The sequence below is a fragment of the Roseisalinus antarcticus genome, assembly GCF_900172355.1.
Classification (GTDB): domain Bacteria; phylum Pseudomonadota; class Alphaproteobacteria; order Rhodobacterales; family Rhodobacteraceae; genus Oceanicola; species Oceanicola antarcticus_A.
In genome coordinates, this window is the sequence record NZ_FWFZ01000046.1 from 1 (window position 1) to 20,871 (window position 20,871).

At 66.9% G+C, this 20,871-nt stretch carries 17 protein-coding genes and 2 pseudogenes; 11 read left to right on the top strand and 8 right to left on the bottom strand.

Annotation, left to right across the window (positions count from 1 at the left end; genetic code table 11):
- Window positions 1-3,019: pseudogene (locus tag ROA7023_RS20990) on the bottom strand (hypothetical protein); the annotation flags it as partial.
- Window positions 3,020-3,432: 413 nt separating this feature from the next.
- Here ROA7023_RS20990 and ROA7023_RS20995 point away from each other — a divergent pair.
- From ROA7023_RS20995 to ROA7023_RS21010, 4 genes are all read left to right on the top strand, one after another.
- Entirely contained in the window at window positions 3,433-4,332 is a 900-nt protein-coding gene (locus ROA7023_RS20995; protein ID WP_159458626.1) for a sulfotransferase, read from the top strand.
- A 124-nt stretch (window positions 4,333-4,456) separates the two neighbouring features.
- Window positions 4,457-5,317 (top strand): SGNH/GDSL hydrolase family protein, encoded by an 861-nt coding sequence (locus tag ROA7023_RS21000; RefSeq protein ID WP_085880958.1) that lies wholly within the window; start codon window positions 4,457-4,459, stop codon window positions 5,315-5,317.
- Window positions 5,314-7,161 carry a carbamoyltransferase family protein gene (locus ROA7023_RS21005; RefSeq protein ID WP_085880959.1) on the top strand — a complete coding sequence of 616 codons (1,848 nt, stop codon included), beginning with the start codon at window positions 5,314-5,316 and terminating at the stop codon, window positions 7,159-7,161. Before ROA7023_RS21000 ends, ROA7023_RS21005 begins: the two co-directional genes overlap by 4 nt.
- Window positions 7,148-7,489 (top strand): hypothetical protein, encoded by a 342-nt coding sequence (locus ROA7023_RS21010; RefSeq protein WP_085880960.1) that lies wholly within the window; start codon window positions 7,148-7,150, stop codon window positions 7,487-7,489. Before ROA7023_RS21005 ends, ROA7023_RS21010 begins: the two co-directional genes overlap by 14 nt.
- Before the next feature lie 10 nt (window positions 7,490-7,499).
- Here ROA7023_RS21010 and ROA7023_RS21015 read toward each other — a convergent pair whose 3' ends face one another.
- The 3 genes from ROA7023_RS21015 to ROA7023_RS21025 form a co-directional block, all read right to left on the bottom strand.
- Window positions 7,500-9,152 carry a tetratricopeptide repeat protein gene (locus ROA7023_RS21015; RefSeq protein WP_085880961.1) on the bottom strand — a complete coding sequence of 551 codons (1,653 nt, stop codon included), beginning with the start codon at window positions 9,150-9,152 and terminating at the stop codon, window positions 7,500-7,502.
- Window positions 9,153-9,482: 330 nt separating this feature from the next.
- Window positions 9,483-9,866, bottom strand: coding sequence for a Cu(I)-responsive transcriptional regulator (cueR, locus tag ROA7023_RS21020; protein ID WP_085880962.1), 384 nt, complete (start codon window positions 9,864-9,866; stop codon window positions 9,483-9,485).
- 646 nt (window positions 9,867-10,512) lie between these two features.
- Window positions 10,513-10,704 carry a PLD nuclease N-terminal domain-containing protein gene (locus ROA7023_RS21025; RefSeq protein WP_085880963.1) on the bottom strand — a complete coding sequence of 64 codons (192 nt, stop codon included), beginning with the start codon at window positions 10,702-10,704 and terminating at the stop codon, window positions 10,513-10,515.
- Between the two features lie 740 nt (window positions 10,705-11,444).
- On the opposite strand from ROA7023_RS21025, the gene ROA7023_RS21035 reads away from it, so the two are divergent.
- From ROA7023_RS21035 to ROA7023_RS21045, 3 genes are read left to right on the top strand one after another with little or no spacing between them, the layout of a single operon-like run.
- Window positions 11,445-11,603 (top strand): YqaE/Pmp3 family membrane protein, encoded by a 159-nt coding sequence (locus ROA7023_RS21035; RefSeq protein ID WP_085880965.1) that lies wholly within the window; start codon window positions 11,445-11,447, stop codon window positions 11,601-11,603.
- 4 nt (window positions 11,604-11,607) lie between these two features.
- Window positions 11,608-12,030: a DUF4112 domain-containing protein gene (locus ROA7023_RS21040; protein ID WP_085880966.1), complete on the top strand. Its 423-nt coding sequence runs from the start codon at window positions 11,608-11,610 to the stop codon at window positions 12,028-12,030.
- Window positions 12,027-13,010: a YihY/virulence factor BrkB family protein gene (locus ROA7023_RS21045; RefSeq protein ID WP_085880967.1), complete on the top strand. Its 984-nt coding sequence runs from the start codon at window positions 12,027-12,029 to the stop codon at window positions 13,008-13,010. Before ROA7023_RS21040 ends, ROA7023_RS21045 begins: the two co-directional genes overlap by 4 nt.
- A 3-nt stretch (window positions 13,011-13,013) precedes the next feature.
- Here the strand turns inward: ROA7023_RS21045 and ROA7023_RS21050 are convergent, their stop codons facing one another.
- The gene (locus ROA7023_RS21050; protein WP_085880974.1) at window positions 13,014-13,850 is read right to left on the bottom strand and encodes a response regulator; all 837 of its coding nucleotides are present in this window, start codon (window positions 13,848-13,850) and stop codon (window positions 13,014-13,016) included.
- A 90-nt stretch (window positions 13,851-13,940) separates the two neighbouring features.
- On the opposite strand from ROA7023_RS21050, the gene ROA7023_RS21055 reads away from it, so the two are divergent.
- The 4 genes from ROA7023_RS21055 to ROA7023_RS21070 all read left to right on the top strand — a co-directional run bounded on the left by ROA7023_RS21055 (window position 13,941) and on the right by ROA7023_RS21070 (window position 18,029).
- Window positions 13,941-14,165, top strand: a complete 225-nt coding sequence (locus ROA7023_RS21055) for a NepR family anti-sigma factor (protein ID WP_085880968.1) — start codon at window positions 13,941-13,943, stop codon at window positions 14,163-14,165.
- A gap of 119 nt (window positions 14,166-14,284) precedes the next feature.
- A complete protein-coding gene (locus tag ROA7023_RS21060; protein WP_268808031.1) occupies window positions 14,285-14,860 on the top strand; it encodes an RNA polymerase sigma factor in 576 nt (191 codons plus the stop codon).
- Complete coding sequence (locus tag ROA7023_RS21065) at window positions 14,860-16,692, top strand: sensor histidine kinase (RefSeq protein WP_085880970.1); 1,833 nt, start codon at window positions 14,860-14,862, stop codon at window positions 16,690-16,692. Before ROA7023_RS21060 ends, ROA7023_RS21065 begins: the two co-directional genes overlap by 1 nt.
- Window positions 16,693-16,895: 203 nt before the next feature.
- Entirely contained in the window at window positions 16,896-18,029 is a 1,134-nt protein-coding gene (locus ROA7023_RS21070) for an AI-2E family transporter (protein WP_159458627.1), read from the top strand.
- A 96-nt stretch (window positions 18,030-18,125) separates the two neighbouring features.
- Here ROA7023_RS21070 and ROA7023_RS21075 read toward each other — a convergent pair whose 3' ends face one another.
- The 3 genes and pseudogenes from ROA7023_RS21075 to ROA7023_RS21085 form a co-directional block, all read right to left on the bottom strand.
- Window positions 18,126-18,323 carry a CsbD family protein gene (locus tag ROA7023_RS21075; RefSeq protein ID WP_085880972.1) on the bottom strand — a complete coding sequence of 66 codons (198 nt, stop codon included), beginning with the start codon at window positions 18,321-18,323 and terminating at the stop codon, window positions 18,126-18,128.
- Between the two features lie 85 nt (window positions 18,324-18,408).
- The gene (locus ROA7023_RS21080; protein WP_159458628.1) at window positions 18,409-20,088 is read right to left on the bottom strand and encodes a phospholipase D family protein; all 1,680 of its coding nucleotides are present in this window, start codon (window positions 20,086-20,088) and stop codon (window positions 18,409-18,411) included.
- 569 nt (window positions 20,089-20,657) lie between these two features.
- A pseudogene (locus ROA7023_RS21085) lies at window positions 20,658-20,871 on the bottom strand (IS3 family transposase); the annotation flags it as partial.

Below are 20,871 nucleotides of genomic sequence, written 5' to 3' on the forward strand. Positions count from 1 at the left end.
CCGAGCCGCCGCGGATGTCATCATCCCCGTCGTCGCCCCGCAGCGTGTTGGTCCCGTTCTTCACCAGAAGGTCGTCGTCGCCCTTCCAGCCCCTTAGATCATCATTTCCTGAATAACCCGTTACCCGGTCATTGCCCGAACCGCCGGAGCCGACATCATTTCCATTGCCGCCGTTAACGTCATCGTCACCAGTGCCGCCGTATATGGTGTCGTCATCGTTGCCCCCGATGATGAAATCGCTGCCCGAGCCGCCGTCGATGACGTCGTTGCCATCGTCGCCGCGCAGGGTGTTGTTGCCGCTGATGGCGTAGATCTCGTCATCGCCCTTCCAGCCGCGGAAGGTGTCGTTGCCCGTGCCGGTGACGATGATGTCGTCGCCGGACCCGCCGGAGCCATGGTCATTCCCGCTGCGCCCCTCCAGCCGGTCGTTGCCCGCGCCGCCGTAGAGCGCGTCATCGTCGTCGCCACCGTCGAGCAGGTCATCCTGTGCACCTCCCTCGAGGCTATCCCGGCCCATTCCCCCGAACAGGGTGTCGTAGCCACTGCCGCCCGTAATCACGTCCTGGCCGTCGTCACCGAAGACCAGGTCATGGCCGGAGGCTCCGTCCAGCCTGTCATGGCCGTCATCGCCATGGAGCCGGTCATCGCCCGCGCCGCCCGACAGCTGGTCGTCCTCGGCGCCGCCGAAGAGGAGATCGTTGTTCTGGCCGCCATCGACCAAATCCCGACCGACCCCGCCATAGAGCGTATCCTCGCCCGCCTCCCCGCGCAGACTGTCGTCATCCGGGCCCGAAAGCACAGCCTCGTCGACCGAAACATGCAGCCTGTAGGTCCCGCCGCCGGGAACCGGCACGGTCTGGGCGCCACCATCGCCCCGACCCACGCGGATGTAGTAGCTGCCGCCCTCAGCGAAGATATGGCTCAGGAAGGAGTCGGTCGCCTCGGTGCTGCCCGGGTCCAGGCCCGCCCCGTCATCCTTGCTGGCAAAGACCTTGCCGCCCGCATCGACGATCGAGACCTCGGTGTCGAAACTGGCGCCGTCGATGTCGAGGCTCACCTCGGTGCCGCGGCTGACGACCGGCAGGGCATAGAAATCCTGGGTGGGAGGCGACGCGCCCTCGCCCATTATCGTCACATGGGGGACACCCCGCGACGCGCCGATGATCCCGCTCGCGGAGAGGCTGAAGTCCGCCGCGATCTCGACCGCCTGGTCGGGGGAGCCTGCATCGCCCAATGCGGATTTGAAAATCTCGCCACTCCCGAAGCCGATGCCGGGATATGTGGCCGTTCCGTGCCCCGTTTCGCGGTCGCCGTGCAGGATGTCATTGCCGTCGCCGCCCGAGAGCGTGTCACGCCCCGCATGACCCACGATCAGATCGTCCCGCAGGTCGCCCTGCAAGGTGTCGTTGCCGTGGGTGCCCAGGATCGGGCGTGGCACATCGGTCAGAAACGAGGGGCTGGAGCTGTCCGCGCCGGGGTTGATGTCCTGGGCGAGATCGACGCTGCCATCCTTGTTGACCCGGTAGAGCTCGATTCCGTCCGGGCCGTTGGCGGTGAAGTAGAGAAGGCCGTCGAACTCTCCAAGGACGACCGGCCAGGAGTGAAACGTCGGATTGATCGTCTCGACCACCTCGACCGTGCCCGCGGGGGTCAGACGATGAAGCTTGACGAAGCCGGAATCCTGCGCGGAAAAATACAGATCGCCGTTGTAGACCGTCCCCGGGCCCGGGCGCGACGAGCCGAAGCCCGGGTTGATGTCCTCCACCAATGTCACAGCGCCGTCGGGTGTCAGGCGGTACATCTCTCGATTATTGACGGGATCGAAGGCCGAAAGGTAAAGGGCACCGCCGAATTCCGCGATGATGACCGGTTCCGAACCGCCGGGGCCAGGGTTGATGTCGGCGACCAGCTCTGGCGGACTGCCGGATGTGAGCCGGTAGAGCTCTTGCCCGCTTGGGCCGTCGGCCGAGAAATAGAGGGCGCCGTCGAATACCTGGCCCCCGCTCGGGTCGGAGCCTGCCCGTCCGCTCTTTATGTCCGCGACCTGTTCGACCGCGCCGGAGGTGTCGAGGCGGTAGAGCTCTCGACCGTCGGGGCCGAGGGCGCTGAAATAGAGGGCACCGTCGTATTCGGTGAAACCGCTGGGCTGCGAGCCCATGACCCCGGGACCGATGTCGGCAACCACCTCGACCGTCCCGTTGGCGGTGACGCGGTAGAGCTCCATCCCGACGCCGCCCAGTGTCTCGGCCATGAAATGGAGGGCGCCGTTGAACTCGGCAAATTGGGTGTCGCCGGTGCCGCCATAGTCGGGGTGGATGTCGCCGACCCGTTCGACCTGCTCGTCGGCGGTGATCCGGTAGAGCCAGGTGCCGACCTGGTCGGTCGCGTTGAAATAGAGCGCCCCGTTGAATTCGGTGAAGGCCGCCGGATCGGAATTGTTGGGGGTGTTGGCCTGGTTGGTGTCGGTGTTGAGGTCTGCCACAAGCTCGGCGCTGAAATCGGCATTCAGGCGGTAGAGCTCGCGCCCCTCCGGCCCCTGTTGCTGAAAATAATGCGCCCCCTGAAATTCGGTGAATTCCACGATCCGGTTGGAGGACTCGCTGATATCGGCGATGAAATCCAGTGCCCCGCCGGCGGAGAGGCGGTAGAGCTCGCTTCCGCTGAAATTTGAGGAGGAGGCCAGGAGATAGGCGACATTCGCGGGGCCGCGGGTCTCGAACAGGACCGATCCGGTTTCGGTGGGTGCGCCGGGCCGCGCGACGGTGTAGGTAAACACTCCGCCGCCGATGTCCCCACCCGTGCCGGCCACGTAGGTCAGGGACCGCAGCTCCGCCACAGTCAGCGTCTGGTCAAGGACAACCTCTGCGTCCGGCCCGGTTTGCAGGTCCCCGATGCTCGGCAGGCCGGTGACGGTGATGGTCGCGCCGCTGCCATCGAACGGGATCGCGATCCCGACCTCGGCGGTCCCTCCCTGAGAGACGACGACTTTCTTGATGCGGTCAAGCAGCGTGTTGGACATGTCCGGAGGCTCCCGATTGGCCGTGGCCGTCGGGCGGCCGAGGTCTTGGACGGGCCGAGGCCGATCGCTTGCGCCCCCTCCCGGTCGTCAAAGGCTTTCGCCATGTCCAAGCATTGGCCGAAAGACGTGGACCTTTCAACATGCGGGGGATTTCCGGACGGTTAACCGCGGCCCGGCGCCTCGGGATAATTGCGATGTGTTGGCGCCGGATCACAGCGGCCCGGATCCAGATCTTTCGCGCCTGCGAAGACATGGCGCCGCGACTGCCAGCTTGCCGGCCGGACGCAAGTGGCGTTCAATGGGCCAATGGCAGGGCTATCACGTACACAGATCAGGTCTGTTCCCCGTCTCGGCACGATGCCTTGGGGCTCGGCGCTGGGCCGGATGGCGCACCTGGGCGGCGGCCGGCCCGCTTGACCGAGACGCGCGACACATGGCCCGCCGCGTCCGGCCAGTGGCCGCCACCTGTTGCGATCGGCGGGCTCGGCGGGTCCGGGACGCGGGTCTTTGCGGCGATGCTGCGGCACGCCGGGCTGCATATCGGGGAGACGCTGAACGTTCCGCTAGACAACCTGTGGTTCACGGTCCTCTTCAAGCGGCAGGACTGGACCAGGCGGCGCCCCGATCCGGCGGAGGTCGCGGTCGCCGTACGGCTTTTCGTGACAGCCATGACCCTCGGGCTGGACGGGCGGCTCGCGGCCGGCGACCGGGCGCTTGTCGACGGATTGCGTCGCAACTTGCCCCCCGAGGGCCAGTGGCGCGTCGGCGCACAGGGCCCACACGCCGAGGCGCTTGCCGCCTCCCGGCCCGGTCCGGGCCCGCGGGCCTGGGGTTGGAAGGAGCCGAACACCCACATCTTCCTGCCCGATCTCGACCGCCGGATTGCGGGGCTGCGCTATGTCCACGTGATCCGAGACGGGCTCGACATGGCGTTCAGCAAGAACGTCTGGCAGGCGCTCCATTGGGGTCATCTCTTCGGGCTGTCCAACACGCCGGAGGAGCCGATGCCGGTGCGCCAGCTGCGCTTCTGGACGGCAGCGAACCGCGCCGCGCTGGACTATGGGACCACCCATATGCCGGGCCGGTTCCTTGTCATGCGCTACGAGGATGTCTGTGCCGAGCCCGAGCGGTGCTGGCGCCGCTTCCGCCGCTTTCTGGGCCTGCCCGGCGATGCCGTCCTCGCTCCGGGTCTCTTAAACCCCACCTCGATCGGTCGCAGCAAGAGCCACGACCTGTCGCTCTTTCCACCGGATCTCGGAAAGGCCGCCGCCGCGCTGCAGTCCGAAGCGGAGGCCCTGAGTGCCGGGGCGTAGAGGCCAGGCCCCCCTCAGCCGACCCCGTCCCGGGGAGTTGCATGTTCCGGCGCACGGGAGCAGGTTGGCGCGAAAGGCCGGCCCCGGCACCCGCAGTGTCGATGACGCACCCGCTGGAGACGAGATGCAGCCCGTCCTCAAACCCCGCCTTCTGTTTCGCCCCGATGCCGTGCTGGGCTGGCGCCTGACACCGGACCACAGCGTCCAGGTCGGGTTCCGCGAAAACGTGATCCAGCATATCGACAGGGACGGCTGGCGTCGCGTGCCCAACGCCACCCCGGCCAAGGGGCCGCGGGTGGGGATCTATGGCTGCTCCTTCACCTACGGGACCGGCCTCACCGACGAGGAGACCTTTGCCGCGCGGCTTCAGGACGCGCGGCCTCAGGTGCGCATCCTGAACCGCGGGATCGGCGGACACGGCACGACGCAAAACCTGCTGCAGCTGCGTCGTGACATTGCGCAAGGCGCGGTCGATGCCGCGGTCTTCGCGATCATAAGCGATCACCGGTTCCGCAACATCGCCCATCCCCAGCGGATGCGGCAGTATCTCTCGCCGGACTGGTACCACCTCGGGGTGGAGCAGGTACCGGTGGCGCGGCTCGACGCGGACGGCCGGGCCCGCATCGTCTATCACCCGATCTGGCAGCCCGTGATCCGCGATGCCGATTTCCATATCTTCCTACCCGACGATTTCATGATCAACAGCGCCACCCTGGCGGTGCTGGACCTTGTCCGCGAGACGACCGCCGAGGCGGCGGTCCCGCTGGGCTTCGTGCTGCTCGATGCGCTCGATCCGGATTTCTCCGCCGCCGTCCGCGACCGCTTCCCCGAGACCCACGACATCTCCACCCCCTATGACAGGGACCACACCTTCCTGCCCCGGGACATCCACCCCAACGCGCGGGCCAACGCGCTCTTTGCCGAACGACTGGACCCGGTGGTGACCGGCCTCTGCGCGAGCCTGCCCGGCGGAGATGCGCCATGACGTCACCCGGCCATGTCCTCGGCATCTCGTCGCATTTCCACGATTCCGCCGCGGCCCTCGTGCGGGGCGACCGGATCGTGGCCGCCGCACAGGAGGAACGCTTCACCCGCCGCAAGGCCGATTGGCGCTTTCCCGAACACGCGATCCGCTACTGCCTGTCGCACCTGCCCGAGGGCACAGCGCCCGAGGCCGTCGCCTATTACGAGGACCCGAGCCTCAAGACCCGGCGCATCCTCGGGACGGCCCGCGACCTGGCCCCGCGCGGGGCCCCGCTTTGGCCGCAGATGATCGCCACGCTGCGGACCCTCTCGTCCGGCCTGCCCCGCCGCTTGCGCAATCTGGTGGACGATCCGGGCCGGGTGGTTTTCGTGCCGCACCACAGAAGCCACGCGGCGTCGGCCTTCTACCCCTCTCCGTTCGACGGCGCCGCGGTGCTGGTGCTGGACGGGGTTGGAGAATATTCGACGACGACGCTCTGGCGCGGCGATGCCGCCGGGCTCCGGGCCGAGGGAGAGATCCGTTTTCCCCATTCGCTGGGCATGTTCTACAGCGCGTTCACCCAATACTGCGGGTTCAAGGTCAATTCCGGCGAATACAAGCTGATGGGGCTCGCCTCGTTCGGCGAGCCGCTGTTCCGACAGAAGATCCTCGACAGCCTGATCGACCTGCGGCCCGACGGCTCGTTCAAACTGAACATGGCGTATTTCGACTTCGACAAGGGTTCGAGCACGATTTCCCCCCTCTTCGAGATGCTGTTCGGAGAGCCGCCGCGGCGCCCGGATGCCCCGGTGACGCCCTTTCACATGAACCTCGCGGCCTCGGCCCAGGCGGTCCTCGAAGAGGCGGTGTTGCGGCTGGCGACAACCGCGCTGGCCCTGACGGGTCAGCGCAACCTGTGCCTGGCGGGCGGGGTCGCGCTGAATTGCCTCGTCAACACCCGGCTGCGGCTCGAATTGCCCGGGCTCGACGGGCTGTGGATACAGCCGGCGGCGGGCGATGCGGGCGGCGCACTCGGGGCGGCGCTTGACGTGGCCCGCAGCCGGCACGGGACGGATCGCCCCGCACGCAAGCCCGGCCGCGACGGCATGTCGGCCAGCCTGCTCGGCCCCTCCTATTCCGACGACGAGATCCGGGCCGCGCTGGACGCCGCCGGCCTCGTCTTCGAAGCGCCCGCCACGCCCGAGGCGCTTGCCCGAGAGACGGCCGAAGCCTTGGCCGAGGGGCAGATCGTCGGGCATTTCGACGGCCGGATGGAATTCGGACCAAGGGCGCTGGGGAACCGGTCCATCCTGGCCGATCCGCGCGGGGTCGAGACACTGAGCCGGGTCAACCGGTCGATCAAGTTCCGCGAGGACTGGCGCCCCTTCGCGCCGATCGTGCTGGCAGACCGGGCCGCCGAGATCTTCGAGGCGCCCGCCGAGAGCCCCTACATGCTGTTGGTCACGAAGCTGAAACCGGCGTTCCGGGGCGAGATGGACCTGGCCCAGGCCCGGGCCCGGGGGCTCAACACCCCGATGGACCTGCAGGGTGCGGTCACCAGCCGGTTCGCCGCGGTGACCCATGTGGATTTCAGCGCCCGTCTGCAGACCATCGACCCGGCCGGGGGCGCCCGTGCAGGCGCGATCCTGTCGGCGTTCGACGCGTTGACGGGGTGTCCCATGCTGCTCAACACCTCGTTCAACGTGCGCGGAGAGCCCATTGTCTGCACCCCGCGGGACGCGGTGGAGTGTTTTCTCAACACCCATCTCGACCTGCTGGCGATCGGCGGCTTTCTTGTGCGCAAGAGGTCACAAAAGGACGAGGCCCTGGGGAAGATCGGGAGGATGCTTTTTGAAGCGGATTGATCAGGCGGAGTTCATGGAGCGGATGATGGCGCTTTTCGCCGCCGACGCTCCGGGTGCCCCTTTGGCCGCCCCCGCCACGACGGACGACAGCGTGCTGTGCCCGCCAATGGCGCAGCTGGACGCCCCGCCCCGCCCGCTGCCCGAGGTCTATGGCGGGCAGGGCCGTTTCTGGGCACGGCTCGCGGCGCAAGCCGCCGCCGAGGGCGACCGGCACATGGCCGACCTTATGGACAAGCTGGCGGAACGCCTGCGGGACGGATCCCTCGACTGGGAAGGGGCACCTGCCCCCGCGCAACGTCTCACCCGGTATGTCTATCCGGTGGTCTGAGGGGCCTGGATCAACCTTCGCCTTCGGCCAGAAGCCGCTTCAGCAGGGTTTTCGCCACGGCATGGTTCGGGGCCACCTCATTGGCCCTTTGCGCCGCCTGAATGGCCTCGTCCGTGCGGCCCGCACTGCTTAGCGCTCGGCTCAGGGCCACGAGCGCGGGCACGAACGCGCCGTCCAGCGCCAGGGCCCGTTGCTGCGCCGCGATCGCGCCCTCCCATTCGCCGCGCCGCGCGAGGACGGAACCCAGAAGATGCTGGGCGCCGAGCGTGTCCGGGGCGATCTCGACCGCGCGGGTGGCGGACCTAAGCGCCCCGTCGACATCATTCGTCTGCAGCAATGCCCGGCACAGGGCGAGATGGGCGGCAACGATGCTGTCATTCCGCGCAATGACCTCTCGTTGGGCGTCAATCGCCGCGTCCATGTCGCCCGCCTCGGCCAACAGGACGCCCAGCAGGTGGCGGGCGTTCGTGTGCCCGGGCTCCAGCTTCAGAGCGTGGCGGGCGGCACGGATCGCCTCTTCGACGGTCCCCATCTGTCGCAACCCGCGGATCAGCGCCATATGCGCCGGCATGAAGCCCGCGTTGAACGCGATGGCCCGCCGCTGGGCCGCGACGGCGGCCGGCAACTCGCCAAGATGCGCGTGCACGTTGCCCATCAGGTGATGCGGCCGGAAATGCGCGGGTGCCAGCTCTGCCGCGCGGTGCAGAAGGGCCATCGCTTCGTCGACATCGCCGCCCGATTGCAGCAGGTCCTGGCTCCTGGAGACATACCAGCCCGGGAACCTTGTCATGAAATCCGACCGTTGCGCCCCGGGGCTGATCCGCGTCCAGTCGGCCTGCCAGTCCCGGTGGAACCTCGCAAGTTTTTCGTGATCCACCAGACGGCGATCGCCGCCGGCATGTGCAAAGAGCCGGGTCGCCAGATCGTCAGGTCCCGCCGGTCCTTGGTCCTCGGCTTGTGCAAGCCGGTTCCGGTGCAACGCGCCGTCGACGAAGTCTCGCAGCTCGGCGGTGGTGGCGGCATCGACGGGGCCAAGATCGACGCCCATGTCCGCGAAGGCGGACACGAGGGCCTGCGGCGCGTCCGAGAGCATCTCCTCATAGCGCACGACACAGCGACGGCAGCCGCGCGAACCATGCTCGGCCTCGAGGAAATAGCTGGCCCAGAGCCGCTCGGCATGATCGGAAGACATGCCGTCGCGCCGGCAGAGCGAGGCACCGACCTCGGCGGGATGGCGGCTTGCGATGAAGATCACCGGCGTGGTCCCGATCTCGGCCATGAGCTTCAGCCAAACCGGCAGGGTGCGCGAGAACCGGGGATCCTTGACCACCGCGCCGCGCGGGCTGTCGAAGCGGCGGCCGAACAGGTCCCTGGCCCTCTCGGCGATGCCCGTAAGCGCCCCCGAGGCCATCCACCCGTCAGGCATCGGCTTGGGGTCGGCCCAGGATCTGTCGACCCGACCCAGGATCTCGTCATTGAGCGCCGCGATGTCCGGCGGCTCGAAATACCCGGCCGGGTTGGCCTGGTTCGGCGGCATCAGAAGATTGGCCTGCCGTAGCCCGAGCTTGCCCAGAAGGCCCGCCAGAAGCGATGTCCCCGACCGGTGCATTCCCGTGACGATCACGGTCGTGTCAGACAGGGGGAGGGTCTTCGGGTCTGCCATGACAACGGCTCACTACAGGGGGCCAAACGCAACGCTCGGGCAGGCCTCGCGGGCTTGATGCGGAGACGGCCGGGGGGATGTCGCACAGGTACAGGCTTCGGGTCAAAGCCTAAGCCTGCGGCCGCGGCCTGGCAACAGCGCCCCGGCGAAGGTCATCCGCGGGGCTCGCCCGCGCATGGGTGACCTGCCGGTGGGCCTGCGGCAGGGTGGCGCGGCGCAGATGCCCACCCGAGGTCGTCTGCGCCGATCATCCAGGGGAACGCCCGCAAACCACTCGCGGGCCCGGCGTCCGGGACGGCATCGGTGCGCCTGCCGGACCCGCGGGGGTGATCAGCCGAGATAGTCGATGATCGGGCAATCGGGGCGGGTGTCGCCGCGGCAGGCTTTCACGAGGTGGGCCAGTTCGTCGTGCAGGGACTGCAGTTCCCGCTGCTTGGCCTCGATTTCGGTCAGCCGCTTGGCGGCGATGCGCTTGACCTCGGAGCTCGAGCGGTCCCGGTCCTCGTAAAGGCCCAGCAGTTCCCTGCATTCCTCGATGCTGAATCCGAACTGCCGCGAGCGCCGAATGAAGGCCAGCTTGCGCACCGAGGCCTCGTCATAGGTCCGGTATCCGGCCTCGGTCCGCGAGGTCGCCTCGACCAGGCCGATATCGGCGTAGTACCGCACGGTCTTGACGGGCAGACCTGCGGCCTTGGATGCGGCGGAGATGTTCATCAGCCCTTCCCGGACCTTCCAGTTGCGGTAAGGTCTAGCCCCGGGGCAGCGAGGATTCAAGACGCCGCCCGAAGTGGCCGGTGCACAGGGCGCGGCGCCTGTCCAAGGCGCGTTTGCCACCGCTGGGGAAGCTCGGACCACACCCGTCCTTGCGGCCACTGGGGGAAAGATCTGCCGACCTACAGGGAACAAACGGCAGCGGCGGTGCTTGGTGTTGTAGATCACGCACCGCCGGAGAGAGGACATCGCCGGCGTTGATTGCCTATCGCGACACCGCCGGAGCCTTCGGCGAGGTGGTCGGCCCCGTGCCGCCCGCCACCGCGTGAAGCTGGCCCCTGAAACCAGGGTGCGAAACACCTTCGCGCCCCCATGGAAGTGAAATGAGGAACCCCGAATGCACAGCGTCTTTTATCTGATCGGTGTCGTCGTCGTCGTACTGGCCGTCCTGCAGCTCGTGCTCTGAGACGACATAAGCGGACCCCGACCTCCCCAGACGCCGACCGATGAGCGGATCACTTGAAAACCCCGTGGGGGAGCGCCGAGACAATCTGATCGGGTCATCAAGAGCCGGCAGGCAGATCATGAAAAAGGGCGAACCCGACCGGGTCCGCCCTTTTTTCGTCTGGTGGCGCGGGGCCACGATCGATCACCGCGTCTGCGGCACCGACCGGGGGCCAGCGACCAGCCAGATGATGAAGCCGATGATCGGCAGGATCAAGACCAGCAGGCACCACAGCACCTTGGATCCCGTCGACGCGGCCGATCCGACGATCGACACGATGGCCCAGATATCGAGAATGAGGACGATAAGTCCTCCGATTCCGCCGATTTCCAACATGGATATCTCCTTTGGTTCACTTGCCCGTCATGGGCATCTGCGGAGTCAAACACCGGGCGATGCTTTTGTTCCGGCGGGTCGGACGGAAAAGGCACAGGGCCGCAAGACAAGGGTGTGGAGCCGCGCGGGACAGGCAGCCGGACGGGCGGCGGCGCCCGAAACGCCCAAGTCTCATGGAACATCGCGCACCCGGCCGCGGTTGATCTCCAAATGAAAGCAGTCCCTTTCGGCGGGCGCGCCGCAACAACGACAAGGAGACCCAAGACATGACCACAGGTTTGGACACGGGTGCCCAGCCGGTCATCGCGCACACAGACCTGAGGGATACCGCCTCGCCACGATGAAGCCGGGCGCGACCTTCCCCCGGGCCGCAGCGGCAAAGAACCGGGAGGCGTGCCCCAGGTCGGCGAAATGCGCGGCGACATGGCACAGGATGACGAGGGTTTGCCTCACTGTGTCCTCGCCCTGATCGGGCTGTCCGAGGGCGAGCCCGAAGTGGGCGCAGAGGCTTCGCAACGGAACGTTCGGCCTGACAGGAAAGGGTCGATCGGCCATCCCGCACGGTCTCGGCCCAGACGTGAGCGGCGCGGGCCCTGAGGGGACGGCTCAGGCGACCAGGCCGTGACGGTCGCAGCTGTCTATCGGCCCTGGAGGCCTTGTCCGGCATTCTGCCGGCCAAATGTCCGGGACGAAATACTCACGCGGCCCCGACGCCGCATTTGTCTTGAAAGGAATGAACTATGGACCTGATCCGTATCATTTTCTCCGTTCTGCTGCCGCCTCTGGGCGTCTTTCTGCAGGTCGGTCTGAGGGGCCAGTTCTGGCTCAACATCCTTCTTACGATCCTGGGCTACATCCCCGGCATCATTCACGCCGTATGGATCATTGCGCGGAGGTAACCCCATGACCGTACTCGATCACGACGAGCGCCGCACCGCGGCGCAGCTACACGACGCCCCCGCCGAGATCGCGACCGAAATCGCGCGGCTGGAACGGTTGGCTCACACGCTCGACGCGCGGTTCCGCATCCCGTTCACCTCGTTTCACATCGGCGCGGACGGGCTGCTGGGCCTGATCCCCGGCGTCGGCGACACGCTTGCCGCGCTGCCTTCGGCCTACATGATAACCCGGGGCGCACAGCTGGGCGCCCGAAAGCGGACACTGGTCCGGATGGGCGGCAATGCCGGCATCGACTGGATCATCGGCGCCATCCCCCTTGTCGGCGACATCTTCGACATCGGCTTCAAGGGGAACCTGCGCAACGCGGCTCTGCTGCGCGAGGACCTCTTGCGGCAGCATGGCGGCGCATCGAGGGCCGTCGCATGAGCGATGACAGCACCAACAAGACCGCGTGCGGCGACAGCGCCGAAGGCCGCCAGGTCACCCAGCCGGGGGACATGCCGCGGGCCGGCTGGAAGGACGTGCTGTGGCGGGTCTGGACCCGGGTGAACGACGACCATGTGAGCGTCATGGCCGGGGGCATCGCGTTCTTCTCGCTTCTGGCGATCATCCCCGGGCTCGGCGCGTTCATCTCGATCTCGGCGCTGATCTTCGAGCCGGGCTCGGCCACGGACGAGCTGCAGCGGCTGGAAGGGGTGCTTCCGGCCTCCTCGGTCGAGATCCTGCAAAGCCAAGCCCAGGGGCTGGACGCGCAGGGTGACGGCGGGCTGGGGGTTGCGGCGCTCGGCTCGCTGATCGTGGCGCTGGTCCTCGCCTCGCGCGGGGTCAACAACCTGATCGAGGGCATCAACCTCGCGAACAACGAGATAGAGACGCGCAACCTCCTCGTGCGCAATGCCGTGGCCGTGGGCCTGACCCTGCTGCTGTTGCTGATGTCACTTACCGCGCTCGGCACAATCGTGGTCGTGCCAACCATCGCCTCGATCCTGCGCGCCGATGCCATGGTCGAATTCGTGGTCAACGGCATCAGCTTCACCGTCCTCGCGCTGTTGTCGATGGCGTCGCTGGCGCTGATCTATCGTTTCGCCCCCGCGCGCCGCCCGGCGAAATGGAGCTGGGTCAGCGCGGGATCTGTCATCGCGACCGTGCTGTGGCTGGTCTCGTCGGCGATCTTCTCGCTCTACGTGGCTAATTTCGGCAGCTACAACGAGACATACGGCGCCCTCGGGGGCGCGGTGATCCTGTTGCTGTGGTTGTGGCTGTCGTGCTTCGTCGTCCTGCTCGGGGCGCATCTGAACGCCGAGCTCGAGCATCAGACCTGCCACGACACCACGCGGGGACCGGACCGGCCCATGGGTGAGCGCGGCGCCTACATGGCCGACACCCTGGGCCAGTCCGTGCGCTGAAGCTTACATCTTCAGCGTCTCGGTCGAGGCGAAGAACATCGCCTGGCTGATCGCGGTCATGACCTGACCGGGCGAATAGGGCTTGGCGATCATGAAGGCGGGCTCACGCTTGTTGCCGGTCAGCAGAAGTTCGGGAAAGGCGGTGATGAAGACCACCGGTATGTCCCCGAATTTCTGCAACAGGTCGGAAACCGCATCGATGCCACTGGACCCGTCGGCCAGCCGGATATCGGCGAGGATCATGTCGGGCTCGGCCGCATCGCCAAGGTCGACGGCCTCGTCGGCGGTCGTCGCCACACCGGTCACCTCGTGCCCCATGCTCTCGACGATGCCCTCGATATCCATGGCGATGACCGTCTCGTCCTCGATCACGAGGATTCGGCCCTTCACCAGTTCGTACATCTCCTGGCGTGCCACCTTGACCAGGCGATCGGCCTCTTCCGGGGTGATCCGCAGGATCGTGGCGACCTCGGTCTGGGTGAAATCCTCGACCGTGTGCAGAAGCAGCGCCTCGCGGGATTTCGGCGTCAGACGCGCGAGGCGGCGCATGGCCTGACCGCGGGCCCCCTGCCCCAGGTCGTCCTTTTGCGGGAACGGGGAATCCGCCCCGCGCCAGATGTCGTAGAACACCCGGAACAAGGCGCCGCGGCCGTCGACCGGCCCCGCGAGAAAGCTCTCGGGATCATGCAGCACGGCCTCCAGGGTCTCGGCCGCGTAGTGATCGCCGACCGACCGGCTGCCGGTCAGGGCGCGGGCGTGGCGGCGCAGGAACGGAAGGCCGCTGCCGATGCGCTCGGACAAAGAACGCTGTTTCTCCACGCCGTTCTGAAGGTCGGGCATTGTGAACTCCATATTTTTCTCGGAACAAAACGAGCTCCCGCACGATTTGTTCCCAACAGCACTCGTAACGACCCTGATTGGCGGACAACCATGTCACCGAAAAGCAAGCAGCCGATACGACCGGCGGTCGTCGAGGCCCAGATCGACGACAACCTGCGCAAGATATTCGAGGAAGACGTCCAGGAGGAGCTTTCCGAACATCTCAAGGACCTTGTCGCGCGTCTGGGCGAGGCCGAGGCGGACACCCCTGATGACGATGCCGACGGCACCGCCGAGACCGCGAACGAGGGGTCCGAAGAGGAGGCCAGCCGATGAACGACATCACGATACATCCCGACAGTTCCACCCGCCCGGAAACCGCCTCGCGGACCGGCGCGGATCAGGCCCGCCCGGAGGCGCCGGCCCCCGTCGCCGCAACGCCGCCCCCGGGCCAGGTGAACACGTCCGATCCAGAAGTCGCGGCCCGGGTGAAGGCCGAAATGATGCAACATCTAAAGGTGTTGCGCGCCTTCGCCCTGAGCCTGACGCGCAACCCCTCGGCGGCCGACGACCTGGTTCAGGAATCCGTGCTGAAGGCCTGGAAGAACCTGCACCGTTTCGAGCCCGGCACCAACATGCGGGCCTGGCTTTTCACCATCCTGCGCAACACCTTCTACACCGATCGCCGCCGAGCCTCGCGGGAGGTGGCTGACAGCGATGGCGAAATGGCCGCCAAGCTGACAACGAAGCCGTCCCACGACGGGCGGCTCAACCTGATGGATTTCCGCGCGGCCTTCGTCCAGCTTCCCGATGAACAACGCGAGGTGCTGATCCTAGTGGGGGCGCTCGGCCACGCCTATGACGAGGCAGCGGAGATGTGCGGCGTCAAGATCGGCACGATCAAGAGCCGCCTGAACCGGGGCCGCGAAAGGCTTGCCGAGTTGATGGACATCGACCCCGACGATGCGATGGAGCTGACCGATCGCGCGACAGCCGCGGTCGTCTCCGACCAGGGTTTCAAGGCCGTCTGATGTCGCGTTCTGGCGCAGGGGAGCCCGAAGGCGCCCCGAAGGCGGGCGACGAAAGCGCCCCCGCGCCGACCGGGCGCACCGGACGCTGGACGCAAAGCCTGTCTCTGCGCCTCGCCGTGCTGATCAGCGTGGCGATGCTGCCCCTCGGGCTGATCGCGATCAGCCAGACGGGCCAGCTTGACAGAGAGCTCGACCGGGTGCGCAGCCTCAACCTTGCGGTCACAACGGCCGACGTGGCCCGGCGCGAGGGCGAGGCCATCGACACCGCCCTCGGCGCGGCCAACGCGCTGGCCGCCACGTATCTGTCGACGCCGCGAAGCGCGGCCGTCTGCAACGCGGCACTGGAACGGTTCGCCGCCCGCTACGAAGGGCGCGTGACCTTCGTGGCCTTCATACCGCTCGACGGAATGACCGAATGCGCGACCCTAGGCCAGGGCGTGGATTTCTCGCTGGCGCGTACCTTCGATCTGCGGATGGCGCAGCGGCGGTCCTTTGTCGTCGCCAATGCCGACGGGTTCCTGTCCGGCGAGCCGGTGGTCACCGCGTTCAGCCCGGTCTTTGCCCCCACCGGCGTCTTTCGGGGGATGAGCGCAATATCGGTCATCAAGCGCGGGCCGCTGGACCATTCCGAACCGGTGCCGGAGACGACCGGATTCGACTACATGGTGATGGACGCCGCGGGCCGGAACCTGAGCGCGAGCCCCGACGGCTCCGTCCCCTACGAAAGCTTCGTGCCCGAGGGGTTCGACCTGGCCGAGGTGCTGGCCGACGACGACCGCAGCTTCGTGGCCGAAGGGCGCGACGGGGTCCGACGGGAATACGTGCTGGCCAACGCCTTCGAGGAATCGGGCTATGTCCTCGGCTCCCGTCTCCACCCGACCCGATCGGCGGAGGCTTGGATCCTGAGCCCTCAGGCCTTTCCGCTTCTGATGTGGGTCGCGACCCTGATCCTGGTCTTCGCCGGCCTCGAGCATTCGCTGGTGGGCCCCGTCCGCAGCCTCGCCGCCCGGATGCGGCGGTTCGGCCAGGACCGCTCGCTGGAGACGCCCGCACCGGACCGGCCGCTGCCCACCGAGTTGCGCAGCATGGATGCCACTTTCGCCCAGACCGCGCAGGAACTGCTGCGCGATGAGGCGGCGCTGAAAGCCGCCCTGCGCGACAAGGACGTGCTGCTGAAAGAGGTTCACCACCGGGTCAAGAACAACCTGCAAATGATCCTGTCGATGATCAATCTCCAACTGCGGGAGGTGGATGACGCGGGCACCGAAGCGGCGCTCGAAAAGGTCAGCGGTCGGATCGCGAGCCTTGCCGCGGTGCACCGCCAGGTCTATGCCGCCCAGCGGCCGAGCGAGATCCGGGCGAACGAGGTCCTGCGCGAGGTGGTGCTGCCCCTTTCGGACACGGTCCTGGGCAATTTCCCCGCCGCGCACCGGCCCCGGCTGGAGCTCGACCTGGCCCTGGTGACCCTTACCCCCGACCAGGCGGTGCCCGCGGCGATGATGGTGGCGGAGGCGTTCACGACCGCATTGTCCTGGACGCTTGCCTCGGCCGGGGGCGACAGATGGGTGCGCATCCGCCTGAAGGAGGACGCCCCCGCGGAGCCCCCCGACCTCGGTCCGCTGCTTCGGGTGACGGTGGAATGCAACGCCGACCAGGCAGCGGTCGAGGGCCCTGGCACCGCAGCCCTGGGCTCGCGGCTGGTCAAGGGGTTCGCCCGGCAATTGCGCGGCAAGCTCGAGACGTATCGGGACGGCGAGATCAACGTCTTCTCGCTCCGGTTCCGGGCCCTGCCGTTCTCGCAAGACGCGCTGTCGGGCCGGGATCGGCAATAGCGCGTCCCGGAGCCCTCGGAACAATGCAGGCGAGCCGCGGTTGACCGCCCATATCACGCCCCGACAAGATCAAGACGAAAGGACGAAGCGGCCCATGTGCACGCCCGATGATGGATTGAACAGCTATGTCCGGATGCGCCGCGGACAGGCGGGCCTTGGGCTGCAACACGCCCCCGCCCGTCCAGCACGAAAGGATGCCACCCGTGTCAGAGACCGGTAGATCGATCCGCACCCGGGTCCGCGATCTGGGCCAGGGGCAACCGGTCCGGTGGCTTCTCGGCATCGTGGCCCTGATCCTCGTGGGCTGGGCGTTCCACGCCCTAGCCGCCGTCATCGTGCCTCTGGTCTTCGCGATCATGCTGGCGCTGATCCTCGCCCCGCTCGACAGCGCCATCTCCGCCCGCCTGCCCTCCAAGGTATCCTGGCTCAGTCGGCTTGCCATCATGATGCTGCTCGTGCTGGTTCTGGCGTCGTTCGTGATGGGCCTGGTCTATTGCGCCGACCAGCTTCTGGCGCAGCTGCCCTCGGTGGACCGAATGCGCAGCATTCTGGAAACCCGGCTCGAGGGGCTGACGGACTCGGACAGCATGAGCCATGGCACCCGCGCCATCGTCGTCGATGTCCTCCAACGCAGCACCGATGCGCTCAGCGGCTGGCTTGTCGGCGCCGGCGGCACCCTGCTTCAACAGATCGCCGGGGCGACCGGCACGCTGCTGGCGGCCACGATCCTCGTGGTTTTCCTCGTGCTGCTGATCATCGACGAAGCCTCCCTCTGGACCTCCAAGACCGACAGTCTCTGGAGCGATGTCGCCCCGCAGATGCAGGAGGCGCTTCAGGCCACGGCATCGAAGCTGCGCAGCTGGCTGGTGGTGCGCACCGGCATCGGCGTTCTGTCGGCGGCCGCCTACCTCGGTTGGCTGATCCTGTTCGATGTCGGACTGCTGGCGGTCTGGGCGGTGTTGACCTTCCTGCTGGTGTTCATCCCCAATATCGGGTCGGTCATTTCCGGCGTCCTGCCCACGATCTATGCCTTCTTCACCAAGGATTTCGTCACGGCGCTCTGGATCGCAGCGGGTCTGTTCGCGATCGAGCAGATCATTGGCAACTGGATCGACCCCCGCATCCAGGGCCGTCAGATCGCCGTCTCGCCGGTGGTCATCTTTGTCTCCCTGCTGCTCTGGGGCTGGATCTGGGGCATTGCCGGCGCGTTCCTGGCCACGCCTGTCACCGTGGCGATCATGGTGATCTGCGCCCATATCCCGGCGGCGCGACCGCTGGCGCTGCTGCTCAGCGACCAGTCCAACCTGTCCGCCCTCGACAAGAAGATCGCGAGCTGAGCGTCATGGCCGCCGGCACCGGCATGGGAGAGGCATGAAAAAGGGGCCGCCAGATTTCTCTGCCGGCCCCTTCTTTTCAGGTCACGAAGCGCTTGTTCAGGAGCTGGAAAGCCAGCTGTCGACTTCCCGCTTAGCTTCTTCCTTGGACTTGCCGTAACGTTCTTGGATCTTGCCCTCAAGCGCTTCACGGTCGCCTTGGGCCTCGGTCAGGTCGTCGTCGGTCAGCTCGCCCCAACGTGCGCGGGCCTCGCCCTTCATCTCTTTCCAGTTGCCTTGGATCTGGTCCCAATTCATGGCGTATCCTTCCGTTGTCATGTCTCGTCTACGGGCGTTTGCATCCCGTTACATGGAGTCAACGGACCAGGCGCCGGGATGTTCCCTACATGATGTCCTGGGTAACACCGGGCAGCGGGCGCCCGAACTTGCGCGGCGCACTGGCGGGATAGGGCAAAAGAAAGCCCTCGCGTTCGGCCGGCTGGCGCTTCCGGTTGGCTTCGGCGAGCCGGCCCCATGCCTGCGCGGCAGTGGCAGGGTTCAGCAACTCCGGCGCCGGGTCCTCGGGGAGCCAGTGGTTCATCACACGGCTGCGCAGGCGCTTGACCTGCGCCGCATCCGTCAGCGCGACTCCAAGCTCGGTGTCCCAGCGGGCGCTGCGCCCATTGAGGTTGGCCGAGGACACCAGCGCCAGACGGTCATCGAAGATCGAGACCTTGGAGTGGACATAGACGATGGGTGCGCCGCACAGCACCCCCCGCGTGCCATCGGGCGCCATGCCGCGCGGCTGGGCCGGGCTGACGAAGGACACCCGGTCGCCGAAAGCCCGCGAGAGGATCTCGACGCAGCGCGATTGCAGATGCTCGCCAAAGCGCATGTCCATGCCTTGGGCACCCTCGAACGCCAGCTCTTCGGGGGCGGCGGGCAGGCAGACGATCAGCCCCAGATCGCGGATCGACTGCCCCCGCCGGGCCAGATCCCGGCAAAGGTGCAGATCGCGCAGGAACTGCGTCTCCAAGTAGATCAGCTGGGTCGCTCCGGCCACGCCCTCGGCCGTCCGGTCGACAAGCTCGTGCACCGCCGGGGCCGGACCCAGGCCAAGCGCCCCGAGCCCGGTCCGGCGCACCGACAGCGTGCGCAGCAGCCCGTCGCGGGATGCAGCCGGCACCCGTTTGCCCGCCACCTCGTCGCGGAAGGCCAAAAGGTGGTCTTCGGCAGAGGCCGCGGCCGGTCCGGTGAAGGAAAGCTGCACGTCGGCCCAGGTCCGCGGACCGGCCTGATCATGCGACTTGTCATCCTGGCGCCGGTTGTCGAGGTCGAGCCCGCCGACGTAGAGCGCCTTGCGGTCGATCACGGCAAGTTTCTGATGGTGGCTGATGGGGCGCATCGGAGGGATGACCCCCTTGGCCAGGCTCACCTTGCCGGTCTCGTCCCGGACCAGCATCCCGTCGAGACCGGGTACGTCGCGGAGGTATTCCTCGCGCCGCAGCTCGCCCTGGTCGTTGATCCAGCGCGCCATGTCCCGAAGCCGGCGCCGCGCCGTGCGGGCGGCGGCCAGCCTGATCGGATAACCCGACCGGGACGGGTGCATGTGCACATCCACCTCCAACCGCTCCGCGCAGCCTTCCGCCGCGGCCCGTTCGGTCAACCGGCGTTGGGACATCCAGCTTCTGCGATGAAGGGAGGGTGCGAAAACCGGATCGAAATCGCTGAGGATGATCTGTATGCGCACCCCGCGCGCGAGCGCATCGGCGATCAGATCCTCCCAGGTATCGCCCACCTGCCGCGCCGCGTCCGACAGCAGCCGGGTGTCGGGATCGAAGATCCGGAAGCCGGCTGTGAGGCTTTCTTTTGCCGACAGCACCAACCGCTCGAATTCGCGATAGGCCTCGTCGGCCGTGACCAGGATCTTGAGGTCGGAAAGCGCCTCCGACGGCTGTTCGGACAGGCGCGGTGCCTGATCGGTACGGCGCTGACGCAACAGCCATTCCACGGCGCCCCGCACCGTTCCCGTGACACTGCGTGTCCGGTCATTCGCCCTGTCCCCGTCTCGCATGACCGGCATGAGATCTCGCTTTGTTTCAAATTCCATCAAGAACAGAAGCCCCGGGGCCCGGCTTTGTTCCAAGATGCCCCGCGGCTCAGCGCTTTCTCAGCCCGATTCCCCCCACCGCGATCGACACCCTATGCGATGTATCTCGACCTCCGACGATCGTCATCGCGCCGGGGCGGCGGATGCAGTGTGATCAGGGGAATATCGGGACAGAAGACCACACTGCACCAAGATGGCCTTTTCGCCACCTCTGCTGCGTGAATGCCCGTGCGGCTCACTTGTTCCTGAGAAGGCTCGCAAACTTTTCCCTTGGCGCATTGTTGATCATGACCAGAGCTCTATCGCGACGCGCCCCTGGCCATCCGATCCAGAGATCTGCGCCAACCCGTGGCCCGTTGGGGATTTTGTCAGGGCATTGGAGCCCGTGATCTCTTCGATGGTCGCCGCTCCCGCGCCTTGCATCCCAACGGTCTCGGACCCGGCGCAGATAGGTGCGCAGATGAGTCGCCCCGCACCCGTCCTGCAGCCGAAAAGACGAGCTCCGTCCACCGAGCATCTACTGGAGTTTGAGTTCCCCCCGTCTAGGTATTCAGTCCCGGCATCTGGTGGATCGGGTCGAGGATGAATCGATCTGGCTCTGACGTCCAGATTTTGCAGATGTATTCGTAAGGCGTGAGGCCGTTCAGGGTCTTCAGCCTTCGCGCGAAGTTGTACGCTGCGAGGAAGTCGGCGAGGTGCGTCCGCAACTGGCCGTGGCTGTCGTAGTGGTAGCGTTTGACCGTGGCGTCCTTGATC